Source organism: Asticcacaulis sp. DW145 (assembly GCF_037101385.1).
Taxonomy (GTDB): domain Bacteria; phylum Pseudomonadota; class Alphaproteobacteria; order Caulobacterales; family Caulobacteraceae; genus Asticcacaulis; species Asticcacaulis currens.
In genome coordinates this window covers 1,632,027-1,650,108 of sequence record NZ_AP029024.1, presented here as the reverse complement: position 1 = coordinate 1,650,108, position 18,082 = coordinate 1,632,027, and the positions used below count along the sequence as shown (strand labels likewise).

Annotated in this window: 19 protein-coding genes and 1 other RNA gene; 9 read left to right on the top strand and 11 right to left on the bottom strand. The window is 61.1% G+C overall.

The window, feature by feature from the left end; translation table 11 throughout:
• Positions 1 to 28 precede the first annotated feature (28 nt).
• The 4 genes from AACH73_RS07615 to AACH73_RS07600 all read right to left on the bottom strand — a co-directional run bounded on the left by AACH73_RS07615 (position 29) and on the right by AACH73_RS07600 (position 3,976).
• Complete coding sequence (locus AACH73_RS07615; protein ID WP_338734485.1) at positions 29 to 394, bottom strand: hypothetical protein; 366 nt, start codon at positions 392 to 394, stop codon at positions 29 to 31.
• Between the two features lie 60 nt (positions 395 to 454).
• Positions 455 to 1,477: a type I glyceraldehyde-3-phosphate dehydrogenase gene (gene gap / locus AACH73_RS07610; RefSeq protein WP_272741287.1), complete on the bottom strand. Its 1,023-nt coding sequence runs from the start codon at positions 1,475 to 1,477 to the stop codon at positions 455 to 457.
• Between the two features lie 180 nt (positions 1,478 to 1,657).
• Positions 1,658 to 3,238, bottom strand: a complete 1,581-nt coding sequence (locus tag AACH73_RS07605) for an ATP-binding protein (protein WP_338734484.1) — start codon at positions 3,236 to 3,238, stop codon at positions 1,658 to 1,660.
• Between the two features lie 12 nt (positions 3,239 to 3,250).
• On the bottom strand, positions 3,251 to 3,976 hold the full coding sequence (locus AACH73_RS07600; protein WP_272741285.1) for a response regulator transcription factor: 726 nt from the start codon (positions 3,974 to 3,976) through the stop codon (positions 3,251 to 3,253).
• Between the two features lie 173 nt (positions 3,977 to 4,149).
• Here AACH73_RS07600 and AACH73_RS07595 point away from each other — a divergent pair, with 173 nt between their 5' ends.
• Positions 4,150 to 4,620 (top strand): EF-hand domain-containing protein, encoded by a 471-nt coding sequence (locus AACH73_RS07595; protein WP_272741284.1) that lies wholly within the window; start codon positions 4,150 to 4,152, stop codon positions 4,618 to 4,620.
• A 22-nt stretch (positions 4,621 to 4,642) separates the two neighbouring features.
• Here AACH73_RS07595 and AACH73_RS07590 read toward each other — a convergent pair whose 3' ends face one another.
• The 4 genes from AACH73_RS07590 to tkt form a co-directional block, all read right to left on the bottom strand.
• Entirely contained in the window at positions 4,643 to 5,344 is a 702-nt protein-coding gene (locus AACH73_RS07590; RefSeq protein ID WP_338734482.1) for a pseudouridine synthase, read from the bottom strand.
• Positions 5,341 to 6,345, bottom strand: a complete 1,005-nt coding sequence (locus AACH73_RS07585; RefSeq protein ID WP_272741282.1) for a class I SAM-dependent methyltransferase — start codon at positions 6,343 to 6,345, stop codon at positions 5,341 to 5,343. Before AACH73_RS07585 ends, AACH73_RS07590 begins: the two co-directional genes overlap by 4 nt.
• Positions 6,346 to 6,432: 87 nt before the next feature.
• Positions 6,433 to 6,642, bottom strand: coding sequence for a cold-shock protein (locus AACH73_RS07580; RefSeq protein WP_013479141.1), 210 nt, complete (start codon positions 6,640 to 6,642; stop codon positions 6,433 to 6,435).
• 258 nt (positions 6,643 to 6,900) lie between these two features.
• A complete protein-coding gene (gene tkt / locus AACH73_RS07575; protein ID WP_272741514.1) occupies positions 6,901 to 8,859 on the bottom strand; it encodes a transketolase in 1,959 nt (652 codons plus the stop codon).
• A 227-nt stretch (positions 8,860 to 9,086) separates the two neighbouring features.
• On the opposite strand from tkt, the gene AACH73_RS07570 reads away from it, so the two are divergent.
• Positions 9,087 to 9,398 carry a DUF4164 family protein gene (locus AACH73_RS07570; RefSeq protein ID WP_338734481.1) on the top strand — a complete coding sequence of 104 codons (312 nt, stop codon included), beginning with the start codon at positions 9,087 to 9,089 and terminating at the stop codon, positions 9,396 to 9,398.
• Complete coding sequence (zapA, locus tag AACH73_RS07565) at positions 9,398 to 9,727, top strand: cell division protein ZapA (protein ID WP_013479138.1); 330 nt, start codon at positions 9,398 to 9,400, stop codon at positions 9,725 to 9,727. Before AACH73_RS07570 ends, zapA begins: the two co-directional genes overlap by 1 nt.
• Positions 9,728 to 9,821: 94 nt before the next feature.
• Here the strand turns inward: zapA and AACH73_RS07560 are convergent, their stop codons facing one another.
• Positions 9,822 to 10,211 (bottom strand): glyoxalase superfamily protein, encoded by a 390-nt coding sequence (locus AACH73_RS07560; protein ID WP_272741280.1) that lies wholly within the window; start codon positions 10,209 to 10,211, stop codon positions 9,822 to 9,824.
• Position 10,212: 1 nt separating this feature from the next.
• Positions 10,213 to 12,492, bottom strand: a complete 2,280-nt coding sequence (locus AACH73_RS07555) for a beta-glucosidase (protein ID WP_338734479.1) — start codon at positions 12,490 to 12,492, stop codon at positions 10,213 to 10,215.
• Between the two features lie 199 nt (positions 12,493 to 12,691).
• Between AACH73_RS07555 and ssrS the strand changes: the two genes are divergently transcribed.
• The 5 genes from ssrS to AACH73_RS07530 all read left to right on the top strand — a co-directional run bounded on the left by ssrS (position 12,692) and on the right by AACH73_RS07530 (position 16,688).
• A non-coding RNA gene (gene ssrS / locus AACH73_RS07550) (6S RNA) lies at positions 12,692 to 12,856 on the top strand.
• Positions 12,857 to 13,157: 301 nt separating this feature from the next.
• Positions 13,158 to 14,177, top strand: a complete 1,020-nt coding sequence (locus AACH73_RS07545; protein WP_272741278.1) for a TerC family protein — start codon at positions 13,158 to 13,160, stop codon at positions 14,175 to 14,177.
• A 173-nt stretch (positions 14,178 to 14,350) separates the two neighbouring features.
• Positions 14,351 to 14,938 (top strand): 5-formyltetrahydrofolate cyclo-ligase, encoded by a 588-nt coding sequence (locus tag AACH73_RS07540; protein ID WP_338734478.1) that lies wholly within the window; start codon positions 14,351 to 14,353, stop codon positions 14,936 to 14,938.
• Positions 14,938 to 15,771, top strand: a complete 834-nt coding sequence (locus tag AACH73_RS07535) for a TIGR00282 family metallophosphoesterase (RefSeq protein WP_338734477.1) — start codon at positions 14,938 to 14,940, stop codon at positions 15,769 to 15,771. The genes AACH73_RS07540 and AACH73_RS07535 overlap by 1 nt, the downstream gene beginning before the upstream one ends.
• Before the next feature lie 158 nt (positions 15,772 to 15,929).
• Positions 15,930 to 16,688, top strand: a complete 759-nt coding sequence (locus AACH73_RS07530) for a YebC/PmpR family DNA-binding transcriptional regulator (protein WP_338734475.1) — start codon at positions 15,930 to 15,932, stop codon at positions 16,686 to 16,688.
• A gap of 84 nt (positions 16,689 to 16,772) precedes the next feature.
• Here AACH73_RS07530 and AACH73_RS07525 read toward each other — a convergent pair whose 3' ends face one another.
• The gene (locus AACH73_RS07525) at positions 16,773 to 16,910 is read right to left on the bottom strand and encodes a hypothetical protein (protein ID WP_338734474.1); all 138 of its coding nucleotides are present in this window, start codon (positions 16,908 to 16,910) and stop codon (positions 16,773 to 16,775) included.
• Between the two features lie 232 nt (positions 16,911 to 17,142).
• On the opposite strand from AACH73_RS07525, the gene AACH73_RS07520 reads away from it, so the two are divergent.
• Positions 17,143 to 17,943 (top strand): TVP38/TMEM64 family protein, encoded by an 801-nt coding sequence (locus AACH73_RS07520; protein ID WP_272741273.1) that lies wholly within the window; start codon positions 17,143 to 17,145, stop codon positions 17,941 to 17,943.
• Positions 17,944 to 18,082 lie beyond the last annotated feature (139 nt).

Below are 18,082 nucleotides of genomic sequence, written 5' to 3'. Positions count from 1 at the left end.
GGTAGGGGGGCGTGGGGCGACAAAAATATCAGGCAATATGCCCGCCAATATCCATCCATTCGCTTGCGCCAGGCAAGTTGCTGACGAGGGAAGCAAAGGCAATGGCGCCTATGATTATCAAAAAGGACTGGATAACGGTCAACACGACTGTAGTGCCTACGGATGGCTGCTGCTTATCGCCGGACAAGCGCCTTGCTTGTTCGGCTTTAGAGATAAAAATGATCAGGTAGACTACGGGAGAGAAGGCGAGTGGCATAACTATCAAAGGGCCAGCGTATGGCAAGATAAAGGCTAAGAATGTGACGGGTAGCCAGAGAGCGCCAACGAGAAAAGAAAGACCAAGCCAAAGTATGGGTCTGAAACCGATAGATTTTCCTTCAGATATATCAGCCACAACACATCCCCCGGATTGCAATAAAAACCCCGCCGGATCACTCCGGCGGGGCTTATCTTATTACAGGAACTTGCCCAGCGCGACGGCCGTGTCCGACATGCGGGTCGAGAAGCCCCACTCATTGTCGTACCAGGTCAGGATGCGCACGAACTGACCGTCGATGACCTGCGTCTGCTTGAGCGCGAAGGTCGAAGAGGCCGGGTTGTGGTTGAAGTCCGAAGAGACCAGCGGCTCATCGGTATAGGCGAGGATGCCCTTCATCGGGCCGTCGGCGGCGGCGATGATGGCGGCATTGACCTCTTCGACCGTGACCGGGCGCGACGGCACGATCTTCAGGTCCACCACCGAAACGTTCGGGGTCGGCACGCGGATTGACGAGCCGTCCAGCTTGCCTTTCAGGTGCGGCAGGACGAGGCCCACGGCCTTGGCGGCGCCGGTCGAGGTCGGGATCATGCTGAGCGCCGCGGCGCGGGCGCGATAAAGGTCCTTGTGCATGGTGTCGAGCGTCGGCTGATCACCCGTATAGGAGTGGATCGTCGTCATATAGCCGCGCTCGATGCCGCACAGGTCCGACAGGACCTTGGCCACCGGCGACAGGCAGTTGGTGGTGCACGAAGCGTTGGAGATGACCGTGTCTTCGGCGGTCAGGGTGTCGTGGTTGACGCCATAGACGATGGTCTTGTCGGCATTGTCGCCGGGGGCCGAGATGATGACCTTCTTCGCGCCGGCTTCGAGGTGGGCCGAGGCCTTTTCCTTCGACGTGAAGATGCCGGTGCATTCCATGGCGATATCGACCTTGAGCGCCGCGTGCGGCAGTTCGGCCGGGTTCTTGATCGCCGTCACCTTGATCGGGGCATAGGTCTTGCCATTGGCGGTGATGATCAGGCTGTCGCCATCGACCTTCACTTCGGCCGGGAACTTGCCATGCACGGAGTCGTAACGCAGCAGGTGGGCGTTGGTTTCGACCGGGCCGAGATCGTTGATCGACACCACTTCGATGTCGGTACGGTTGTTCTCGATGATCGAACGCAGAACCAGACGGCCGATACGACCAAATCCGTTAATCGCCACACGTAAAGTCATTGTCACATCCCTTGTGCTCAGGGCCGTCGAAACCGGCGGCAAATCCATGTTTTTGCGACCTTGGTTTTGTCACTAAGTCTCGCCAAGTCAAGCGTAAAATGCCGCGCTGCGGCGCGTGGTAGCGCTACCCGGTGCACGCCTTGTTTCGTAAGGTAACAGGGGCGGTTTGGACGATGCCCCTCAGGCCAGAGGCAGGCTGAGGATCGCATCCAGCCCCGCGATCTGACCGTTGGCATAGCGGTTACGCAGGATCAGCGTCCCCTTGTGCGCCTCGCTCAGGGCGCGGGCGACGCTGAGCCCCAGACCTGCCCCGCCCGTGTCGCGGTTACGTGAGGATTCCAGCCTGTGGAAGGGCTCAAACACCGTCTCCAGTGCCGTCTCCGGTATGCCAGGACCGTCGTCGCTTACCGTCACCACCACCTGATCGCCGTCGCGGTGCACGCTGAGCCGCGATCCGCCCGCATAACGATGGGCGTTTTCGTATAGGTTACACAGGATGCGTTTGAGCGCGATGCTGTCGGCCCTGACGGTCAGACGAGGTTCTATCGGACCCATCTGCACATTGTGCAGATCGGCCATGTCTTCGGCCAGACTTTCGGCCAACGCGCTGAGGTCGAGCCTTACCACGTTCTGCGCCATCTTGTCCGCCGAAGCAAAGGTCATGGCCGAACGGATCAGGCTGTCCATATGGGCGATGTCCTGAGCAATCTTGTCGCGCTCTCTGGCGGGCAGGCTTTCGATGCGCAGCCGTAACCGCGCCAGCGGGGTTTTGAGGTCATGGGCGATGGCCGCAATCACCGCCGTGCGGCTTTCGACGTGCTTACGGATGCGGACCTGCATGGCGTTCAGCACCTGCGTGGCCTGCCGCACCTCAGCGGGACCGCTTTCCTTCAGGGGTTCGGCGGCGGGATCGAAGTCGATCTTGGCGGCCCCTTCGGCCAGGGCCGCGATCGGCTGCGTCAGGCGGCGCGACAGAAGCCATGCCACGGGCGCAATCAGGGCGGCGGTCAGGAGAAAACCGAGCAGCAGACTGACCTGCCACGGTTCGGGAAACTGCCGAGGCAGGATCAGGTTGCGGTAACGTCCGTCCGGCAACTGAAGCGCCGCGCGGAAGGCGGGGAAGGTGATCTGCTCATTGAAGCCGGGCGGCAGGTTGTTGATCAGAAAAGCCTCACGCATGCGGTGCAGGGTCGCGCCATCCGCCACAGAGCCGGGGGGCGCGGCGGGCGGCTGTTGCGGACCGGGGCGACCGGTAAGTTCGACAACCATGCTGCGAACGACGGGGCCCTGATTAGCGGGGGCCTGAGTGTCCGGGCCGCGAGTGTCCGGACGATGCGGCCCCTGATCCGGCAGGCGAAAGACCATGCGGTCCGGGCCAAAGCGGTTGCGGCGAAAGTCCGGGCGGCCGTCGATAAAGACGCGGCTTTCCGGCACCTTGAGGGATTGAGCCAGCCTCTGGCGCATCAGCCGTTCAAAGCCATTTTCACCGAAAGGATGCGGCGGCTTTTCGCGGATAAAGGCGGGCGGAGTGTTGAGGGTTTCGGTTTTGAGCGTGCGGCCATTGCGCAGTTTCACCTGTCCTTCGCTCAGCGCCCTGGCCGCCTCGCTCAGCGTGTAGCCGGAGGGTTTGGGCGGCGGCATTAGCACCACCAGCGCAATATTGATCAGGATAGAGATAATCAGCACGAAGACGCACAGGCCCATGACCTGCGTAAAGATAGGCAGTCGGCTCAGGGCGCGGGGCAGGGAAGGCAGGGTCACGGTGGGAAGGGCTTACTTCAAGGGGCGGAACATGTAGCCGACGCCGCGAATGGTGCGGATGATTTCCTCACCATCGTTCGCCTCGTCGTTCAGCTTACGGCGCAGGCGCGAAATCTGCACGTCAATTGCGCGGTCGAAATTGTCGCTGTTGGGACCATGCAGATGATCGAGAATCTGATCACGGGTGAGGGCGCGGCCCGGTCGTTCCAGAAACACACGCAACAGTTCGAATTCGGCATTGGACAACGCCACCTGCACACCGTCAGGCCGTTGCAGCGTGCGCTTGATATTGTCCAGCGTCCAGCCAAAGAAGGCGGTGAAGGGCGAGCTTTCGGCCTGACCGCGCCCTTCGCCGCGACGCAGCACCGCCCGGATGCGCGCCAGAAGTTCGCGCGGATGGAACGGCTTGGCCAGATAGTCATCGGCGCCCAGTTCGAGACCCACGATGCGGTCGATCTCCTCGCCCTTGGCCGAGAGCATAACGACCGGTGGTCCGCCCTTCTGGTTCAGGCGCTTGCAGATCGACAGGCCATCCTCGCCCGGCATCATGTAGTCGAGCACCACAAGGCCGATATCGCCGCGTTGAAGCACCTTATCCATCTCGCGCCCGCTGGCGGCGGTGTGGACGTCAAAACCGTTCTGGCTGAGGAAGCCCGAAATCAGTTCGCGGAGGTCGAAATCGTCATCGACGACGAGGATGTGCGGGCGGGGGGCGCTACTGATGGTGTCGGGCGTCATGAGAGATCTTACGTGTAGTCGGGAACAGGCGTGACTTATGACGCGACATCTGGGTCGCAGAATGTCGGCCCGGACACACCAAGACACATTTTGGTCAAATTTCAACCAACACTGAAATTCTGAGGACATGTCGCCCGTGCATTCTGGGGCCTCCATATGTTGGGAGACACCCCATGACACGTAATCGCCTGTTCCTGTCCGGCCTTGTGGCCGGCAGCGCCCTGATCGTCGCAAGCCTGCCCGTATGGGCCGAAGACAAGGCGGCCCCGCCACCCCCGCCGCCACCGGCTTTCGAGGCGATGGACAGCAATCGCGATGGCCAGATCAGCAAGGCTGAGTTTGAGGCCTTCCGGCCTCCGCACTGCGCACCCGTTGGCACGGAAGGTCCCGATGCCAAAGGCCCGCCGATGGGGCCGCCCCGGCTGGAGACGCTGGACACGGACCATGACGGCAAGCTGTCATGGGCGGAGGTTTCGGTCCCTCTGAAAGCGCAATTCGATGCCGCCGATAGCAATAAAAACGGCTTTATCGACTCCGATGAACGTCCGGCCCTGCCCAGACCACCGCAGGGTCCGGACGGCAAGGGCCCCAAAGGAGACATCCTGAGGTTCCATCATGACGCGTGCGGGCCACAGAAGAAGTAGGCCGTTTTCTCAGCTTTTTTTCTCAGCTTTGCAGCAGACCGTCGCGTTCGGCGGTCGTCAGAAGCCGCCATTTGCCGGGCCGCAGATCGCCGAGCGTCAGATCCCCCATCTGCGCCCGGTGCAGGGCTTCGACGTGGTTGCCGACAGCGGCGAACATGCGGCGCACCTGATGATAACGCCCTTCATAGAGGGTCAGGCGCGCGGTCTTTTCGCCCGTCTGTTCCATGGTGGCGGGCTTGAGTGGTGTCTTTTCCGACTCGAGCATCAACTCACCGGAGGCAAAGATCGCCGCCTCATGCCCTTCGAGCGGGCGGGCCAGCGTCACCTCGTAGATTTTGGCGACGTGGTTTTTGGGCGAGATGATGCGATGCAGATAGTCGCCATCGTCAGTGAACAGCAGCAGGCCTGACGTGTCCGAATCGAGCCGTCCGACGGTGGACAGGACGGGCTTACGCTCGCTGAACCGATGTGGCAGCAGCTCATAGACCAGCTTGCCTGTGTCTTTCAGCGAACAGACATAGCCGGTCGGCTTGTTGAGCATCAGCACCACGCCGTGTGCTGGATCGAGCGCGCGCTCATTGAAGCGGATATCCTCATGGGCGGTTTTGGCGTCGTCTTTCAGGACGTTGCCTTCGGCGTCGGTGACGATCCCCATGCGGATATACTTCTGCACCTCCTTGCGCGACCCGTAGCCGAGATTGGCCAGCAGTTTGATCAGCCTCATTTAATCCCCCGATAGACCTTGTAGTCGCGGTCTTCGTGCAGCAGGCTGACGCTCTTGAAGGCGGCTTTCAGCCCGGCTTCATAGGGCAGGTGGCGGTTGGCGACCATATACAGGCTGCCGCCGGGTTTTAGCGCGGCGGAGGCGCTGCGGATAAAGGCCTGCCCCAGTTCCGGCTGATCGGCGCGCCCGGCATGAAAGGGCGGATTAGAGACGATAAAGTCGTAGGGGCCGTCGATACCCTTGGTCACGTCGTGCCAGCGGTAACGGACTCGTTCGCCATAGGCGTCGAGATTGATTTCGGCCAGTTCTATCGCCCGCTGCTCGGCCTCATAGAGATCGAGGCGTACTTCCGGATGGCGGCGCAATACCTCATCGCTCAGATAGCCGTAGCCGCCGCCCAGATCGGCGCCATGGCCGCTTAAGGCGGGCAGATGCGCCACCAGTCGCTCAGAGCCCGCATCAATGCGGTCCCAGGCGAACAGGCCGGGGCGGCTTTGGAAGCGCCCATCAACAATCGCGCGCGGTGCATCGAGCGTCCGCCACTGCGCCACCTGATCGGCGTTGATCGCGTCGGTGGTGGCCCAGAAGGCGCGGCACTTGTTCTTCGACAGCGAGGCGACCGTACCGCACAGGGTTTTCAGGTCGTTTTCGACCGTCTTGGCCCCTTCGAGATTGGACACGCAGGCCAGCACGATGCCGCCAGGTTCGGCGTTTTCGACGGCGCGGGCCAGAAGCGCGCGGTATTCCTCGCGCTGACGCGGCGGCACAACGATCACCAGCGGATAGCGTGCCGTATCGCTGGCCACGCGCAGGGTGAAGCCCGCCTGTTTCAGCCGGTCGTGTTCGGGTTTGAAGCTTTGTTCGCAGATCAGGCGCGTGCGGTCCACACCGCTTAAGGCTGCGCCATAGCGGGCGCGCAGGAAGAGGGCAGGGGTGGTAGGCCAGTCGATCAGGCCGTCATCGAACGGGCGGAACAGGGTATCGAGTACAGGGTCTTGCATCGGGGGCTTTTGGCACAGCCGCGGCGCAAATGCAAAAAAGCCGCCCCGTATGGAGCGGCTTTTTCATTCAGCAAAAGCTGAAAAGGCTTAGGCGACCTGAAGGTTTTCAGCCGACATCTTGCCCGAACGCTTGTCGCGGGCCAGTTCGAAGGTGACCTTCTGGCCTTCGTTGAGGCCGCGCAGGCCCGAACGCTCAACAGCCGAGATGTGCACGAACACGTCGTTGCCACCGTCGTCCGGCTGAATGAAGCCATAACCCTTGGTTCCGTTGAACCACTTAACCGTACCTGTGCTCATGATAAATTCCTTTCAAAGGCAGCGTGGTAGTCGTCGATCTATGAAAGGAAGTTCGCAGATACGGCCGGGGCCGCAGTAGAAAGTCGCAGTTCAAAAGTCGATGCCAAAGACCGTACAGGCATAGAGAGGGCGCGTCAAACACCAAAGGGCCGATCACGCGGCTTTGACCCGTGCAATCGGTTTCTGTGACCTTTTGACCTATGCAAAAGGCGCGGACCTAAGCCCGCACCTGATAAAGAGGGGCTCCAAAAGCCGTGATTACCCCGCCTTGGCCGCCAGTTTCGCCGTGACCTTCTCGACCACGGCCTCCTTGGTGATGCCGAACTGCTTATACAGCACGTCCTGCGGCGCGGAGCCGCCGAAGCTGCTCATGCCGACGAAGATACCATCCTGCCCGATAAAGCGCTCCCAGCCCAGCGATACCGCGGCTTCGATGGCGACATTGACCGGGGCCTTGCCAATGACTTCGGCCTGATATTTGGCGGGCTGACGGTCGAACAGCGCCCAGCACGGCGTTGAAACGACACGGGTCGGGATGCCTTGCGCTTCGAGCGCCTCAGCCGCCGCAACGGCGACCGAGACTTCGGTGCCCGATGAGAAGATCGACACCTTGGCTTCGCCGGAAGCGGCTTTCAGCTCATAGGCGCCTTTGGCCGACAGGTTGCCGCCCTGATGACGCACCGCCGGGACCTTCTGACGCGACAGCACCATCAGCGACGGCGTCTTGCGCTCAAGAAGGGCCGCTTTCCAGCATTCCGCCGCTTCGACAATATCCGCCGGGCGGAAGGTCAGGAGGTTCGGCATGGCGCGGAAGCTGGCCAGATGTTCGACCGGCTGGTGCGTGGGGCCGTCTTCGCCGACGCCGATCGAGTCGTGCGTCAGGACGTTGATGACGCGAATGCCCATCAGGGCCGCCAGACGGATTGCCGGACGTGAATAGTCGGAGAAGACGAAGAAGGTGCCCGAATAGGGGATGATGCCGCCGTGCAGAGCCATACCGTTCAGCGCCGCCGACATGCCGAATTCGCGGATGCCGTAGTGCACGTAGCGACCGTCATAGGCCGGGGCGTCAAAGGCGGTCATGCCCTTGACGAAGGTATTGTTCGAACCGGTCAGGTCGGCCGAGCCGCCGATCATTTCGTCGATGTGTGGCACAAGCTGCGCCAGAGCCGCCCCGGACGCCGAGCGCGTCGCATCGCCCGCCTTCAGTTCCAGTTGCTTTTCGATGTGGGCGTCCAGTGCCTCGAACGCATGGGCGGGCAGGTCGCCGGCCATGGCGCGCTCAAAGGCGTCGCGTTGCGGATGTGCCTTCAGGGCCGCTTCCCACGCCTTGCGCGGACGTGCGGCCTTGCGGCCGGCGGCTTCCCACGCCTTCTTGATCGGCGCGGGCACGGTCCAGGCCTCGGCCTCCCAGCCCATGGCCTTGCGCGCCAGTTCGATATCGCTGTCGAACAGGGTGTAGCCGTGCGAATGGGGGTCGCCTTCCTTGGGGCCAGCGCCCTTGGAAATCAGGGTCTTGCAGGCCAGCAGGACCGGCTTCGACTGCTGCGTGGCCCAGCGCATGGCCGCCGCGATCTTCGAATGGTCGTGGCCATCGACGGCCTTTACCGCCCAGCCAGCGGCCTTGAAGCGCGCCAGTTGGTCGCCGGTTTCGGCAATGGTCGCCACGCCGTCGATGGTGACGTTGTTGTCGTCCCACAGCACGATCAGCTTGTTGAGTTTCAGACGACCGGCCAGAGAGATGGCTTCGTGCGACACGCCTTCCATCAGGCAGCCGTCACCGGCGATAACCCAGGTGCGGTGATCGACGATCTCATCGCCAAAGCGCGCATTGAGGTGGCGTTCGGCCATGGCCATACCCACGGCGGTCGCCAGCCCCTGACCCAGCGGGCCGGTGGTGCATTCAACGCCCGCCGTATGGCCGTATTCCGGGTGGCCGGCGGTGGTCGAGCCCCACTGACGGAAGTTTTTGATGTCTTCCATCGACACCGACTTGAAACCCGTCAGGTGCAGCAGCGAATAGATCAGCATCGAGCCATGACCCGCCGACAGCACAAAGCGGTCGCGGTCGGCCCAGTCGGGCTTTTTCGGATCGTATTTGAGGAACTTCGTCCACAAAACGGTCGCCACATCGGCCATGCCCATCGGCATCCCCTGGTGGCCGGACTTGGCGCGATGCACCGCCTCCATCGACAGGACGCGAATCGCATCCGCCATCACGGTCGGGGACGACTTGGCAGTGGGGAGGCCAGGGATCGGCGGCAGGGACATGGCATTCTCAAACAAATACGGGGGGTGAGGTTGCGCGGTCCTTTAGCCCATCTGCCGGACAATGGCCATATTCGAGTTTTAGGAATTTGGCTCCGCAGGGGTGTCTAGGGCTAATTTTCGCCTTTCAGGCTGCATGACTTGTGAAGCAGGCCTTTAGGAAGTACAGTCAACCCATGGAAAATGCTCAGAACACGGCTCAGCTTTCTCCGGTCGCGGGCGCCAGTCTGTCAGCGGCGGTCGAGCGTCTGGACAATGCGCTCAATGCGCTGGAAACGCGTATACGCGATCTCAAAGAGCGCAGCGAAACCCAGGGAGGCGATTCGTCTCCGACAGAAAACGCCGCCGAGGCGCGCCGTCTTCAGGGGGAAATTGACGCCCTGAAGGTGCGTGAAAAAGCGCTCGAAGCCGCCGCCTCCGAGGCGTTTGAGGCACTGGGTGTCGCCGCCAAGGATATCCGTCAACTTCTCAACGAGCAGGCCGCCTGATGGCTGAGGTTACGGTCAAGGTCAATAACAAGCCCTATACGGTGGGCTGCGCCGACGGTCAGGAAGCGCGTGTGCAGGAACTGGCGCGCGTCTTTAATGACCACGTGGAAATGGTGGTGTCCGACGTCGGGGCGATCGGTGAGGTGCGCCTGTTCCTGATGGCGTCCCTGCTGCTGGTCGATGAGATGGAAGAACTGCGCGCACAACTCGAAGAGGCGCAGTCGGCGCAGGCGCGCATGTCCGCCGGAGCCTTTGAGATCGAACGCAAGGCGGCCTTTGCCATTTCCGACGCCGCCGAACGGCTGGAAAAGCTGGTCGGTGAAGTTTAAGGCGGAATGATTTCTCATGGAATCATTCCGCTCAAGCCGCCATTGAGGCGGCGGCCAAGGTGGCGCAGCCACCGCCCGGCGAGGGACTAAACATCTATGGGCGGCTTTCGTCGCTCACGCGTCCGAATTTAAGCAAATTCCCATGCGGGTCATGGACGTAAAATTCGGTCATGCCCCACGGCCTCGGCAGGATGGGCGACAGATGCAGACATTCCTTTTGCCTGAACTCTTCGTGCAGCCTGTCTATGCTGCCCCCGCGAATATAGACCGCGCTCTGTTCACACAGGTCGCGGCGATCCGTAAGCCAGAAGTGCAGTTCAATCGGTGAACCGAAGGCATCGCGTCTGAGGATCAGATAGTTGTGATCCTCAAACACGGTGGCGTCGAAACCCAGAAACTCACTGTAGAAGCTCTGGGTTTCGCTTAGTGACAGGCTGGGCAGGATAGGCAGAACCTCAAGGCGATCGTCCTCTGCCGCAGCCATGTTACTTCCCTCTCACATCGTACTTTTGAGCGTTCAGCGTGACGCTGGTTTTGCTGACGGCATCCGTGGCCGAGCGGGCGAGGATCACGTCGTAGGCACCGGCGGCGACGTTCCACGTCTTTGACGCGCTGTCGAAACTGGCCAGAAGGCGCGGATCAACCGCCACCGTCACCGTCTTCGACTCGCCGGGTTTCAGCGCCACCTTGTCCCAGCCGCCGAGGCGCTTGGGCGCTTCCCAGCCCGCCGAGGCCGGGGCCGAAACATAGACCTGCGGCACGTCCGAAGCGGCGACCTTGCCCGTATTGGTCACGGTGAAGCTGACGCTCAGCCTGTCCCCCGCCGTCGAGGTCTTCAGGTCGCTGTAGCCGAAGGTCGAATAGGTCAGGCCGTGGCCGAAGGCGAACAGCGGCTTAAGGCCCTTCTTGTCGAACCACTTGTAACCGATGGCTGCGCCTTCGATGTCGTAATTGACCTGCGTGCGGATCGTGTCGCTCTTGGGGTCACCGTCGAGCTTGGGGCGCGGCAACTGATCGAGCGAGGCCGCAAAGGTTACCGGCAGGCGGCCTGATGGCGAGACTTCACCGGTCAGGACGCGGGCAATGGCCGTGCCGCCCTTGGTGCCGGGATACCAGGCTTCGACCACGGCCCCGACCTTCGACAACCACGGCATGAAGACCGGCCCGCCCGTTTGCAGCACGACGACGGTCTTTTTATTGGCCTTGGCCACCGCGTCGATCAGGGCGTCGGCGTTTTCATCGAGCTTCAGTTCGGCGTCGATGGATTCGCCCGTCCACTGGGTGCCGAACACGATAACCACGTCCGCGCCTTTGGCCGCCTTCACGGCCGCCTTCACATCCTTGCCGTCATGATAGACGACGTCGGCCCTGGTGCGGGCTTTCAGCGCTTCGACCGGCGGGTCCGGATAGTAGGTGAGGGGGCCGGGGAAGGCCTTGGGGCCCAGGCCCAGATCCTTGACCGGGTTGCCGCCCTGACCGTAGACCTGCGACGAGCCGCCGCCGGAAATCACGCCCTTATCCGCATAGCCGCCGATGACGACGATCTTTTTGGCCGTCGTGGCCAACGGCAGTAGTCCGGTGTTTTTCAACAGCACTATGCCGCCTTCGGCATCAGCCTGAGTGACGGCGGCGTGCGCCTTGAAGTCGATCTGGTCCTCGGCCACCGGCACCGGCGTGTCGAACGCGCCGGTCGAAACCAGGCCCCACAGGATGCGGCGCGCCATGTCGTCGAGGCGCTCCTGCTTCACAAAGCCATTTTCCACCGCTTCTTTCAGCGGGCCCGCAAAATAGTTGCCTTTGTCGAACGGATAGCCCGACTGCTGATCGAGGCCGGCATTGGCAGCGGGAATGGTCGAATGGGTCGCGCCCCAGTCCGACATCACATAGCCCTTATAGCCCCAGTCCTTCTTCAGGACTTCGTTCAGCAGATAGTCGCTTTCGCAGGCATAGACATTGTTGACGCGGTTATAGGCGCACATCACCGAGGCCGGATTGCCGGTTTCGATGGCGAACTGAAACGCCAGCAGGTCGGATTCGCGCCCCGCCTTGTCCGAAATATTGGAGGAGGCGGTGAAGCGGTTGGTTTCCTGCGCGTTGTAGGCGTAGTGCTTGACCGTCGAAATGATCTTGTTCGACTGGATGCCGCGGATCTGCTCCCCGACGATGACGCCGGCCAGCAGCGGGTCTTCGCCACCATATTCGAAGTTACGGCCATTGCGCGGTTCGCGCATCAGGTTGACGCCCCCGGCCAGTTGCACGTTAAAGCCCGACAGACGCGCTTCGCGGCCGATCATCGCGCCGCCCTTGAAGGCCAGGTCGCGGTCCCAGGTTGCCGCCGTGGCCATGCCCGACGGCAGGGCGGTGCGCAGACGCGGCTTATCACCGACCTGAGAGGCGACGCCGACGCCTGCGTCGGTTTGCCACTGATTGGGGATGCCCAGACGCGGCACGCCGAAGACAAAGCCGGCCGATTGGTGGTGGCTTTCGACCGGCGGCTTCCAGTTCAGCCCGGCAATGTCGCCGCGCGCATTGAGCCAGTCACCGGCAGAGGCAAAGTGCCCGAAAACCAGTTTCAGCTTTTCGTCCTGCGTCATTTCCTTGAGCAGAAGCTCGACGCGGGTGTCGGCGTCCAGACGGGTGTCGGTCCACGGCGTGGCCTTGGGGGCTTCGGCCGCCGCAGGCGCCTGAGCCAGGGCGGGAACGGTGGAGACGAAGGCGAAGCCGAGGGCGGCCGTCGCCAGCAGGCTGAGCTTGAAACTGCGCATGATCAGTGTCCCTGGAATGATTTTGTTATGGGGAGATTTCATAATCCGGGATTGAATGTCTGTGAAGTCATTTTTTATGACATCGGTGTCGTGTTTGTCTGGCTCAGGACAAGGTCATCGCTTTATGATGGATTTACAAAAGCCTGCGCTGGTCCCCCTTGTAAGGGCGCAGTGTTGCGCCTAGATTGTGTGATGGCGGGTCGTGCTGCGGCTCACGTCAGCGAACACCTAATCCTTCTGACCTTAATCTCTTAGAACGGGAGCTGTCCCTGACTGGGATCGTGGTCCCTATCATATGGCTCCCACCTGATACGTCAGGTCTGAGTGGATTTAAACGCTTCGCAACGGTTCCCGTGGCGCCGCCACCCTTTTGGGGTGGCTAAGTCGTATTTTTAAGCCTCTCTTGGCGCCGCCATCACCCATGCAAGTCGGGCTTGCGGGGATTTAAACCGCACAATCGTTACAAAGCCAACTTGACAGCCACCGTCTTCGTCTGAAATAAGACGGTTATCCTCAGGGAGTAGCCAGATCGCCGTGTGCGATCGTTTGATGTCGTCAACACGAGCGTAGCTCCGGCATCAGACACCGTTTCGGCGGCGTGGCGAGACTGAGGACGGGTCCGATGGGCCTGTCCTTGTCAACCTCTGAGAGATTGAGTCTCACCTATGGAAACCATTGCTACGCCCCTGATGTGGGGGACGTTCGCGGCCTTTGTCGTCGTCGCGTTGTTTATCGACTTTTTTGCCCTCAACAAACAGGGCGCGCACAAGGTCTCGATGACCGAAGCGGCCATCTGGTCGCTGATCTGGGTCGCCACCTCCTTCGTCTTCCTCGGCATCATGTGGTGGGAGATGGGCGGTCTGACGGGCGATGCCGCCGCTCAGGCGCTGGCCAATACCAAGGCGCTGGAATTTACCACCGGCTATCTGGTCGAAAAGGCGCTGGCGGTCGATAATATCTTCGTCTTCCTGATGCTGTTCACCTATTTCGCCGTGCCGGCAGAGTATCAGAAGCGCGTGCTGATGATCGGGATTCTGATGGCGCTGGTCCTGCGCGCCGGCATGATCGTGGTGGGGGCGTGGCTGGTGGCGCAGTTCCACTGGGTGCTCTACGTGTTCGGCGCGTTTCTGGTGTTCACCGGCTTCAAGATGTGGCTGGCCGCCGGTCAGGAGCCTGATTTGGAAAGCAATCCGGCCCTGAAATGGGTGCGTAAGACCTTCACCATCTCCCCCAATTATGATGGCGAAAACTTCTTCACCCGCCTGAATGGCAAGCGTATCGCCACCCCCCTGCTGATCGTGGTCATCCTGATCGGTATTATCGACGTGGTGTTTGCGGTGGACTCCATCCCGGCTATCTTCGCCATCACCACCGACCCGTTTATCGTCCTGACGTCTAACGTCTTCGCTATTCTGGGCCTGCGCGCCATGTACTTCCTGCTGGCCGGGATGCACGAAAAGTTCCACCTGCTGCCCTATGGTCTGGCGCTGGTGCTGGTGTTCGTTGGTGCCAAGATGCTGCTGATCGACGTCTATAAGATCCCGATTGTGTGGTCGCTGACGGCGACGGCCTCGATACTGGTCCTGACCATGATCCTGTCCATCCTGATCAAGCCGAAGGGCGACGCCCATCCGACCGGGGCCTTCCCCTTCGATTCGAAGAAGACAAACGACACAGACAACTAAGCCTGCGCCCCCTTCGGTTCCCTCCGGAGGGGGCTCTTGCTTTTTACGGTCTGGCATGGCCTTAGAGCGTGTTTCGTTCAGATTGAATCGAAGCCACGCTCTAAATTTCTGGTTTAACGCGCTTTTTTATCCGAAAAGTGCGTCCCATTTTTCGGAAAGCGCTCTACACGCTCATGTCAGACGCCAAAGCCGCCATGCGCAGAGAGATGAAAGCCCGGCGGGCCGCGCTGGCCGCCGCATCGCCGGATGCGGGCGAACGGATGGCCGAGGCCTTTGTGACGCGCGGGGTTTGGCCCAGAGCAGCGGTCGTGGCCGCTTTTTACCCCATCAAGGATGAGATCGACCCCCGACCCCTGCTGCGGCGCTTTCAGGCGCGCGGTTACATTCTGGCCTTGCCCCGTATCGAAGCGGAGGGGCGTATGATCTTCTGCGCTTACACTCTCGACGAGCCGCTGCTGGCGGGGCCGTTCGGCACGCAGCAGCCCGACCCCAATGCGCCGGAGGTGTTTCCCGATCTCATTCTGGCACCGCTTCTGGCCTTTGATCTCCAGGGGGGGCGGCTGGGCTATGGCGGCGGCTTTTACGACCGCGCTTTGGACTATCTTCGCTCCGTAAATCGGAGTAATGAAAATCCATTGCAGGTATGGGGCGTGGCCTTTTCCGCTCAGGAGGTCGCCCGCGTGCCCACCGAACCCCACGATCAGCGTCTCGATGCCGTCCTTACCGAACAGGGCGTGATAGAGATTAGAAAGAACACCTGATGCGCTTTGCTTTTTTCGGTGATGTGGTCGGCCGGGCCGGCCGCGACGCCGTTTCCGAACATCTGCCCTTTGTGCGCCGGGCCCTCGACCTCGAATTTGTCATCGTCAATGCTGAAAACGCTGCTTCCGGCTTTGGCGTGTCGGAAAACACCGCCAATCAGTTGTTCGAGGCTGGTGCGGACTGCCTGACGCTCGGCAACCATTCCTGGGACCAGAAAGAGGCCCTGACCTATATTGTGCGTGAGCCGCGCCTGATCCGCCCCCTCAACTATCCGCCTCTGGCCGATGTGCCGGGGCGGGGAGTCAATCTGTTCGAAACGGCGTCGGGCAAGCGGATTCTGGTGATGAACGCGCTGGGTCTGGTGCATATGGCGTCGATGGACGACCCGTTTGCGGCGGTGGACAAGGCGCTGGAAAGCGCGCCGCTGGGTCTCGTGGCCGACGCGGTGGTGGTCGATATCCACGCCGAAGCCACGTCCGAGAAGATGGCCATGGGGCATTTTTGCGACGGACGCGCCTCACTGGTGGTGGGCACCCACACCCATGTACCGACCGCCGACGCGCAGATCCTGCCCGGTGGCACCGCCTATCAGACCGATGCCGGGGCCTGCGCCGATTACGACAGCGTCATCGGCATGGACAAGGAAGAGCCGCTGCGCCGCTTTACCACGCGCATCGGCAAGGAGCGCTATAAGCCCGCCTCCGGCCCCGCGACCCTGTGCGGCGTCTTTGTCGAGACGGATGACAAGACGGGACTGGCCACGCGCATCGAGCCCATCCGCCTAGGCGGACGGCTTAAGACGGTGTTGCCAGAACTTCAGGTTTCGGTTTAGAAGCAGCGCATTCCGGTGATGTACGGCCCTGATGAAGGGCCAGACTCCCGCCAAAAACAATCATGTGAAAATCTCGACGGGCCGCCCCGAGAGATTTATCGCCTTATGGAGCCACGTAAACGTTTCGGCTCCGCCGAACTTTTACGTGAGTGAATCCCATGGCTGGCCATAGTAAATTCAAGAACATCATGCACAAGAAGGGCCGCGCCGACGCGGCCCGTTCCAAGCTGTTTTCCAAGCTGGCGCGCGACATCACCGTGGCCGCTAAGTCGGGTATGCCTGACCCGGCCATGAACCCGCGTCTGCGTCTGGCGGTCAACAACGCCAAGGCCGAGTCCATGCCAAAGGACAATATCGACCGCGCCATCAAGAAGGGGGCGGCCGGTGAGTCCGACAATATGGAAGAAATCCGCTACGAAGGCTTCGGGCCGCAGGGCATCGGCATCATCGTCGAAACCCTGACCGATAACCGCAACCGTACCGGCGGCAATGTGCGCTCGTACTTCACCAAGTTCGGCGGCAATCTGGGCGAAACCGGCTCGGTCAGCTTCATGTGGGACCGCATGGGTCAGATCGAGTATCCGCTGAAGGCCGGGTCTGCCGACGCCATCATGGAAGCGGCCATCGAAGCCGGGGCTGCCGATGTCGAAACCGATGAGGACGAGGAAGACGGCGGCCACCTGATCTTTACGGCCTATGAAGACCTCAACGCCGTGACCGAAGCCGTGGCCAAGGTGCTGGGCGATCCCAAGTCCACCAGGTTCATCTGGAAGCCGCAAACCCTGTCGCCTATCACCGGCGACCCGGCCAAGACGCTGATGAAGCTGATCGACGCGCTCAATGACGATGATGACGTACAGGCGGTCTATGCCAATTTCGACATCTCGGACGAAGAGATGGAAGCGCTCAGCGCCTGATCTTTCCGTTATGATTTTACACAACGAAAAGGCCGCATCGGTGTTCGATGCGGCCTTTAAGCGTTTGAGAGGGCGTTGTTATGATCAGAGGGCGATCAATAGCGCCACCGCCGCCCACACGGTTATCGACAAGCCCGTAATGCCGACAAGACCATAGGCAACCGCCCGGTCGTACACGGCGTGAGAGGAAGACGATTGTGCCTGCGACAGGGTGAAACCCATGAGGGCCTCCATTACTTTTGACAGTAAAGTCGGAAACTGCGCCGCTTGGCAATGGGGGGAAATAAAAAAATTACACAAGGGTCAAAAGTGACGCCGAGCAAGCTGTGGATGACCGCGCGCGGGCATTCGGCCCGACCCTGAGCGCAAGGGTTTTACCCGATCGGTCCACCGCGCAGAAACTTTGTACCGGTCGTATTGATTTCGATTGCGGTCCGTCGCACATAGCGAACTCATGACCGAAACGCCTGACCCTCACGACGCGGGGCGCGATCGCGCCGACAGCCCGCTGCCCCTGTGGCGGCGCTGCTGTAACTTCCTGTTCGAAATGGACGCCAAGACGGCACGTGCCATCTGGGTGACGCTGGCCCTGTTTGCCATGATCGGCGCCATCTTCCTGATCGGCAAGACCGATTTTGGTCATGAGGTGACGCACGAGTTCGAGCTGTGGATGGCCGAATATCGGGATTCCCCCTGGGGCATTTTTATAGTCATCGCGGTTTTTACCCTCTCCGCCTATATCGGCGCGCCGCAGTTCGTGCTGATCGCGGCGTGCGTGGTCGCCTTCGGGCCGTGGCTGGGTTTTCTCTATTCCTGGGTGGCGACCGTCGTATCGGGTGCAGTGACCTTCTACACGGGGCGTCTGATCGGGGCGGAGACCTTCAACCGTATCGGGGGCGGCCATCTGGGGCGACTGTCGGATTATATCGGGCGTAATGCCTTTTCGGCCTCGTTTATCGTGCGCAATGTCCCTTCGGCGCCCTTTATCATCGTCAACATGGCCTTTGGGGTGTCGAAAGCCCCGTTCACCGGCTTTCTGCTGGGGCTGGCGCTGGGCTCGATACCGAAGACGGCTCTGGTGGCCGTGTTTGGGGATGTCTTCACGCGCATCGTCGAAGGCGGCGACTGGAAGGGGACATTGCTGATTGCCCTGATCGGTCTGGTCTGGCTGGGTCTTGTGGTGCTGACGCGGCATCTGATCGACAAGTGGCGCGAAAGCCGCAACCCCTCCGGCGGGACTGACGAAAATCAATAGTTTACAGGCGTGCGTTTCAAGGTGATTCGAAGTTTTTTTTTGAAGGCCTTGAAATTGACGCGAGATAAGGGCAAGGGAGTTTTCCCCTTGCGGACGGCGCGTGTTTTTCGCGGCGCGACGCCCTTACGGGGCCCCTGCG

What these genes read in the sequence shown, in the direction of transcription:
- gap (WP_272741287.1), bottom strand. Translation starts at nt 1,477, where the DNA reads ATGACTTTACGTGTGGCGATTAACGGATTTGGTCGTATCGGCCGTCTG.
- AACH73_RS07600 (WP_272741285.1), bottom strand. Translation starts at nt 3,976, where the DNA reads ATGACGCCCGACACCATCAGTAGCGCCCCCCGCCCGCACATCCTCGTC.
- AACH73_RS07595 (WP_272741284.1), top strand. Translation starts at nt 4,150, where the DNA reads ATGACACGTAATCGCCTGTTCCTGTCCGGCCTTGTGGCCGGCAGCGCC.
- AACH73_RS07590 (WP_338734482.1), bottom strand. Translation starts at nt 5,344, where the DNA reads ATGAGGCTGATCAAACTGCTGGCCAATCTCGGCTACGGGTCGCGCAAG.
- AACH73_RS07585 (WP_272741282.1), bottom strand. Translation starts at nt 6,345, where the DNA reads ATGCAAGACCCTGTACTCGATACCCTGTTCCGCCCGTTCGATGACGGC.
- AACH73_RS07580 (WP_013479141.1), bottom strand. Translation starts at nt 6,642, where the DNA reads ATGAGCACAGGTACGGTTAAGTGGTTCAACGGAACCAAGGGTTATGGC.
- tkt (WP_272741514.1), bottom strand. Translation starts at nt 8,859, where the DNA reads ATGGCGGATGCGATTCGCGTCCTGTCGATGGAGGCGGTGCATCGCGCC.
- AACH73_RS07570 (WP_338734481.1), top strand. Translation starts at nt 9,087, where the DNA reads ATGGAAAATGCTCAGAACACGGCTCAGCTTTCTCCGGTCGCGGGCGCC.
- zapA (WP_013479138.1), top strand. Translation starts at nt 9,398, where the DNA reads ATGGCTGAGGTTACGGTCAAGGTCAATAACAAGCCCTATACGGTGGGC.
- AACH73_RS07560 (WP_272741280.1), bottom strand. Translation starts at nt 10,211, where the DNA reads ATGGCTGCGGCAGAGGACGATCGCCTTGAGGTTCTGCCTATCCTGCCC.
- AACH73_RS07555 (WP_338734479.1), bottom strand. Translation starts at nt 12,492, where the DNA reads ATGCGCAGTTTCAAGCTCAGCCTGCTGGCGACGGCCGCCCTCGGCTTC.
- AACH73_RS07545 (WP_272741278.1), top strand. Translation starts at nt 13,158, where the DNA reads ATGGAAACCATTGCTACGCCCCTGATGTGGGGGACGTTCGCGGCCTTT.
- AACH73_RS07540 (WP_338734478.1), top strand. Translation starts at nt 14,351, where the DNA reads ATGTCAGACGCCAAAGCCGCCATGCGCAGAGAGATGAAAGCCCGGCGG.
- AACH73_RS07535 (WP_338734477.1), top strand. Translation starts at nt 14,938, where the DNA reads ATGCGCTTTGCTTTTTTCGGTGATGTGGTCGGCCGGGCCGGCCGCGAC.
- AACH73_RS07530 (WP_338734475.1), top strand. Translation starts at nt 15,930, where the DNA reads ATGGCTGGCCATAGTAAATTCAAGAACATCATGCACAAGAAGGGCCGC.
- AACH73_RS07525 (WP_338734474.1), bottom strand. Translation starts at nt 16,910, where the DNA reads ATGGGTTTCACCCTGTCGCAGGCACAATCGTCTTCCTCTCACGCCGTG.
- AACH73_RS07520 (WP_272741273.1), top strand. Translation starts at nt 17,143, where the DNA reads ATGACCGAAACGCCTGACCCTCACGACGCGGGGCGCGATCGCGCCGAC.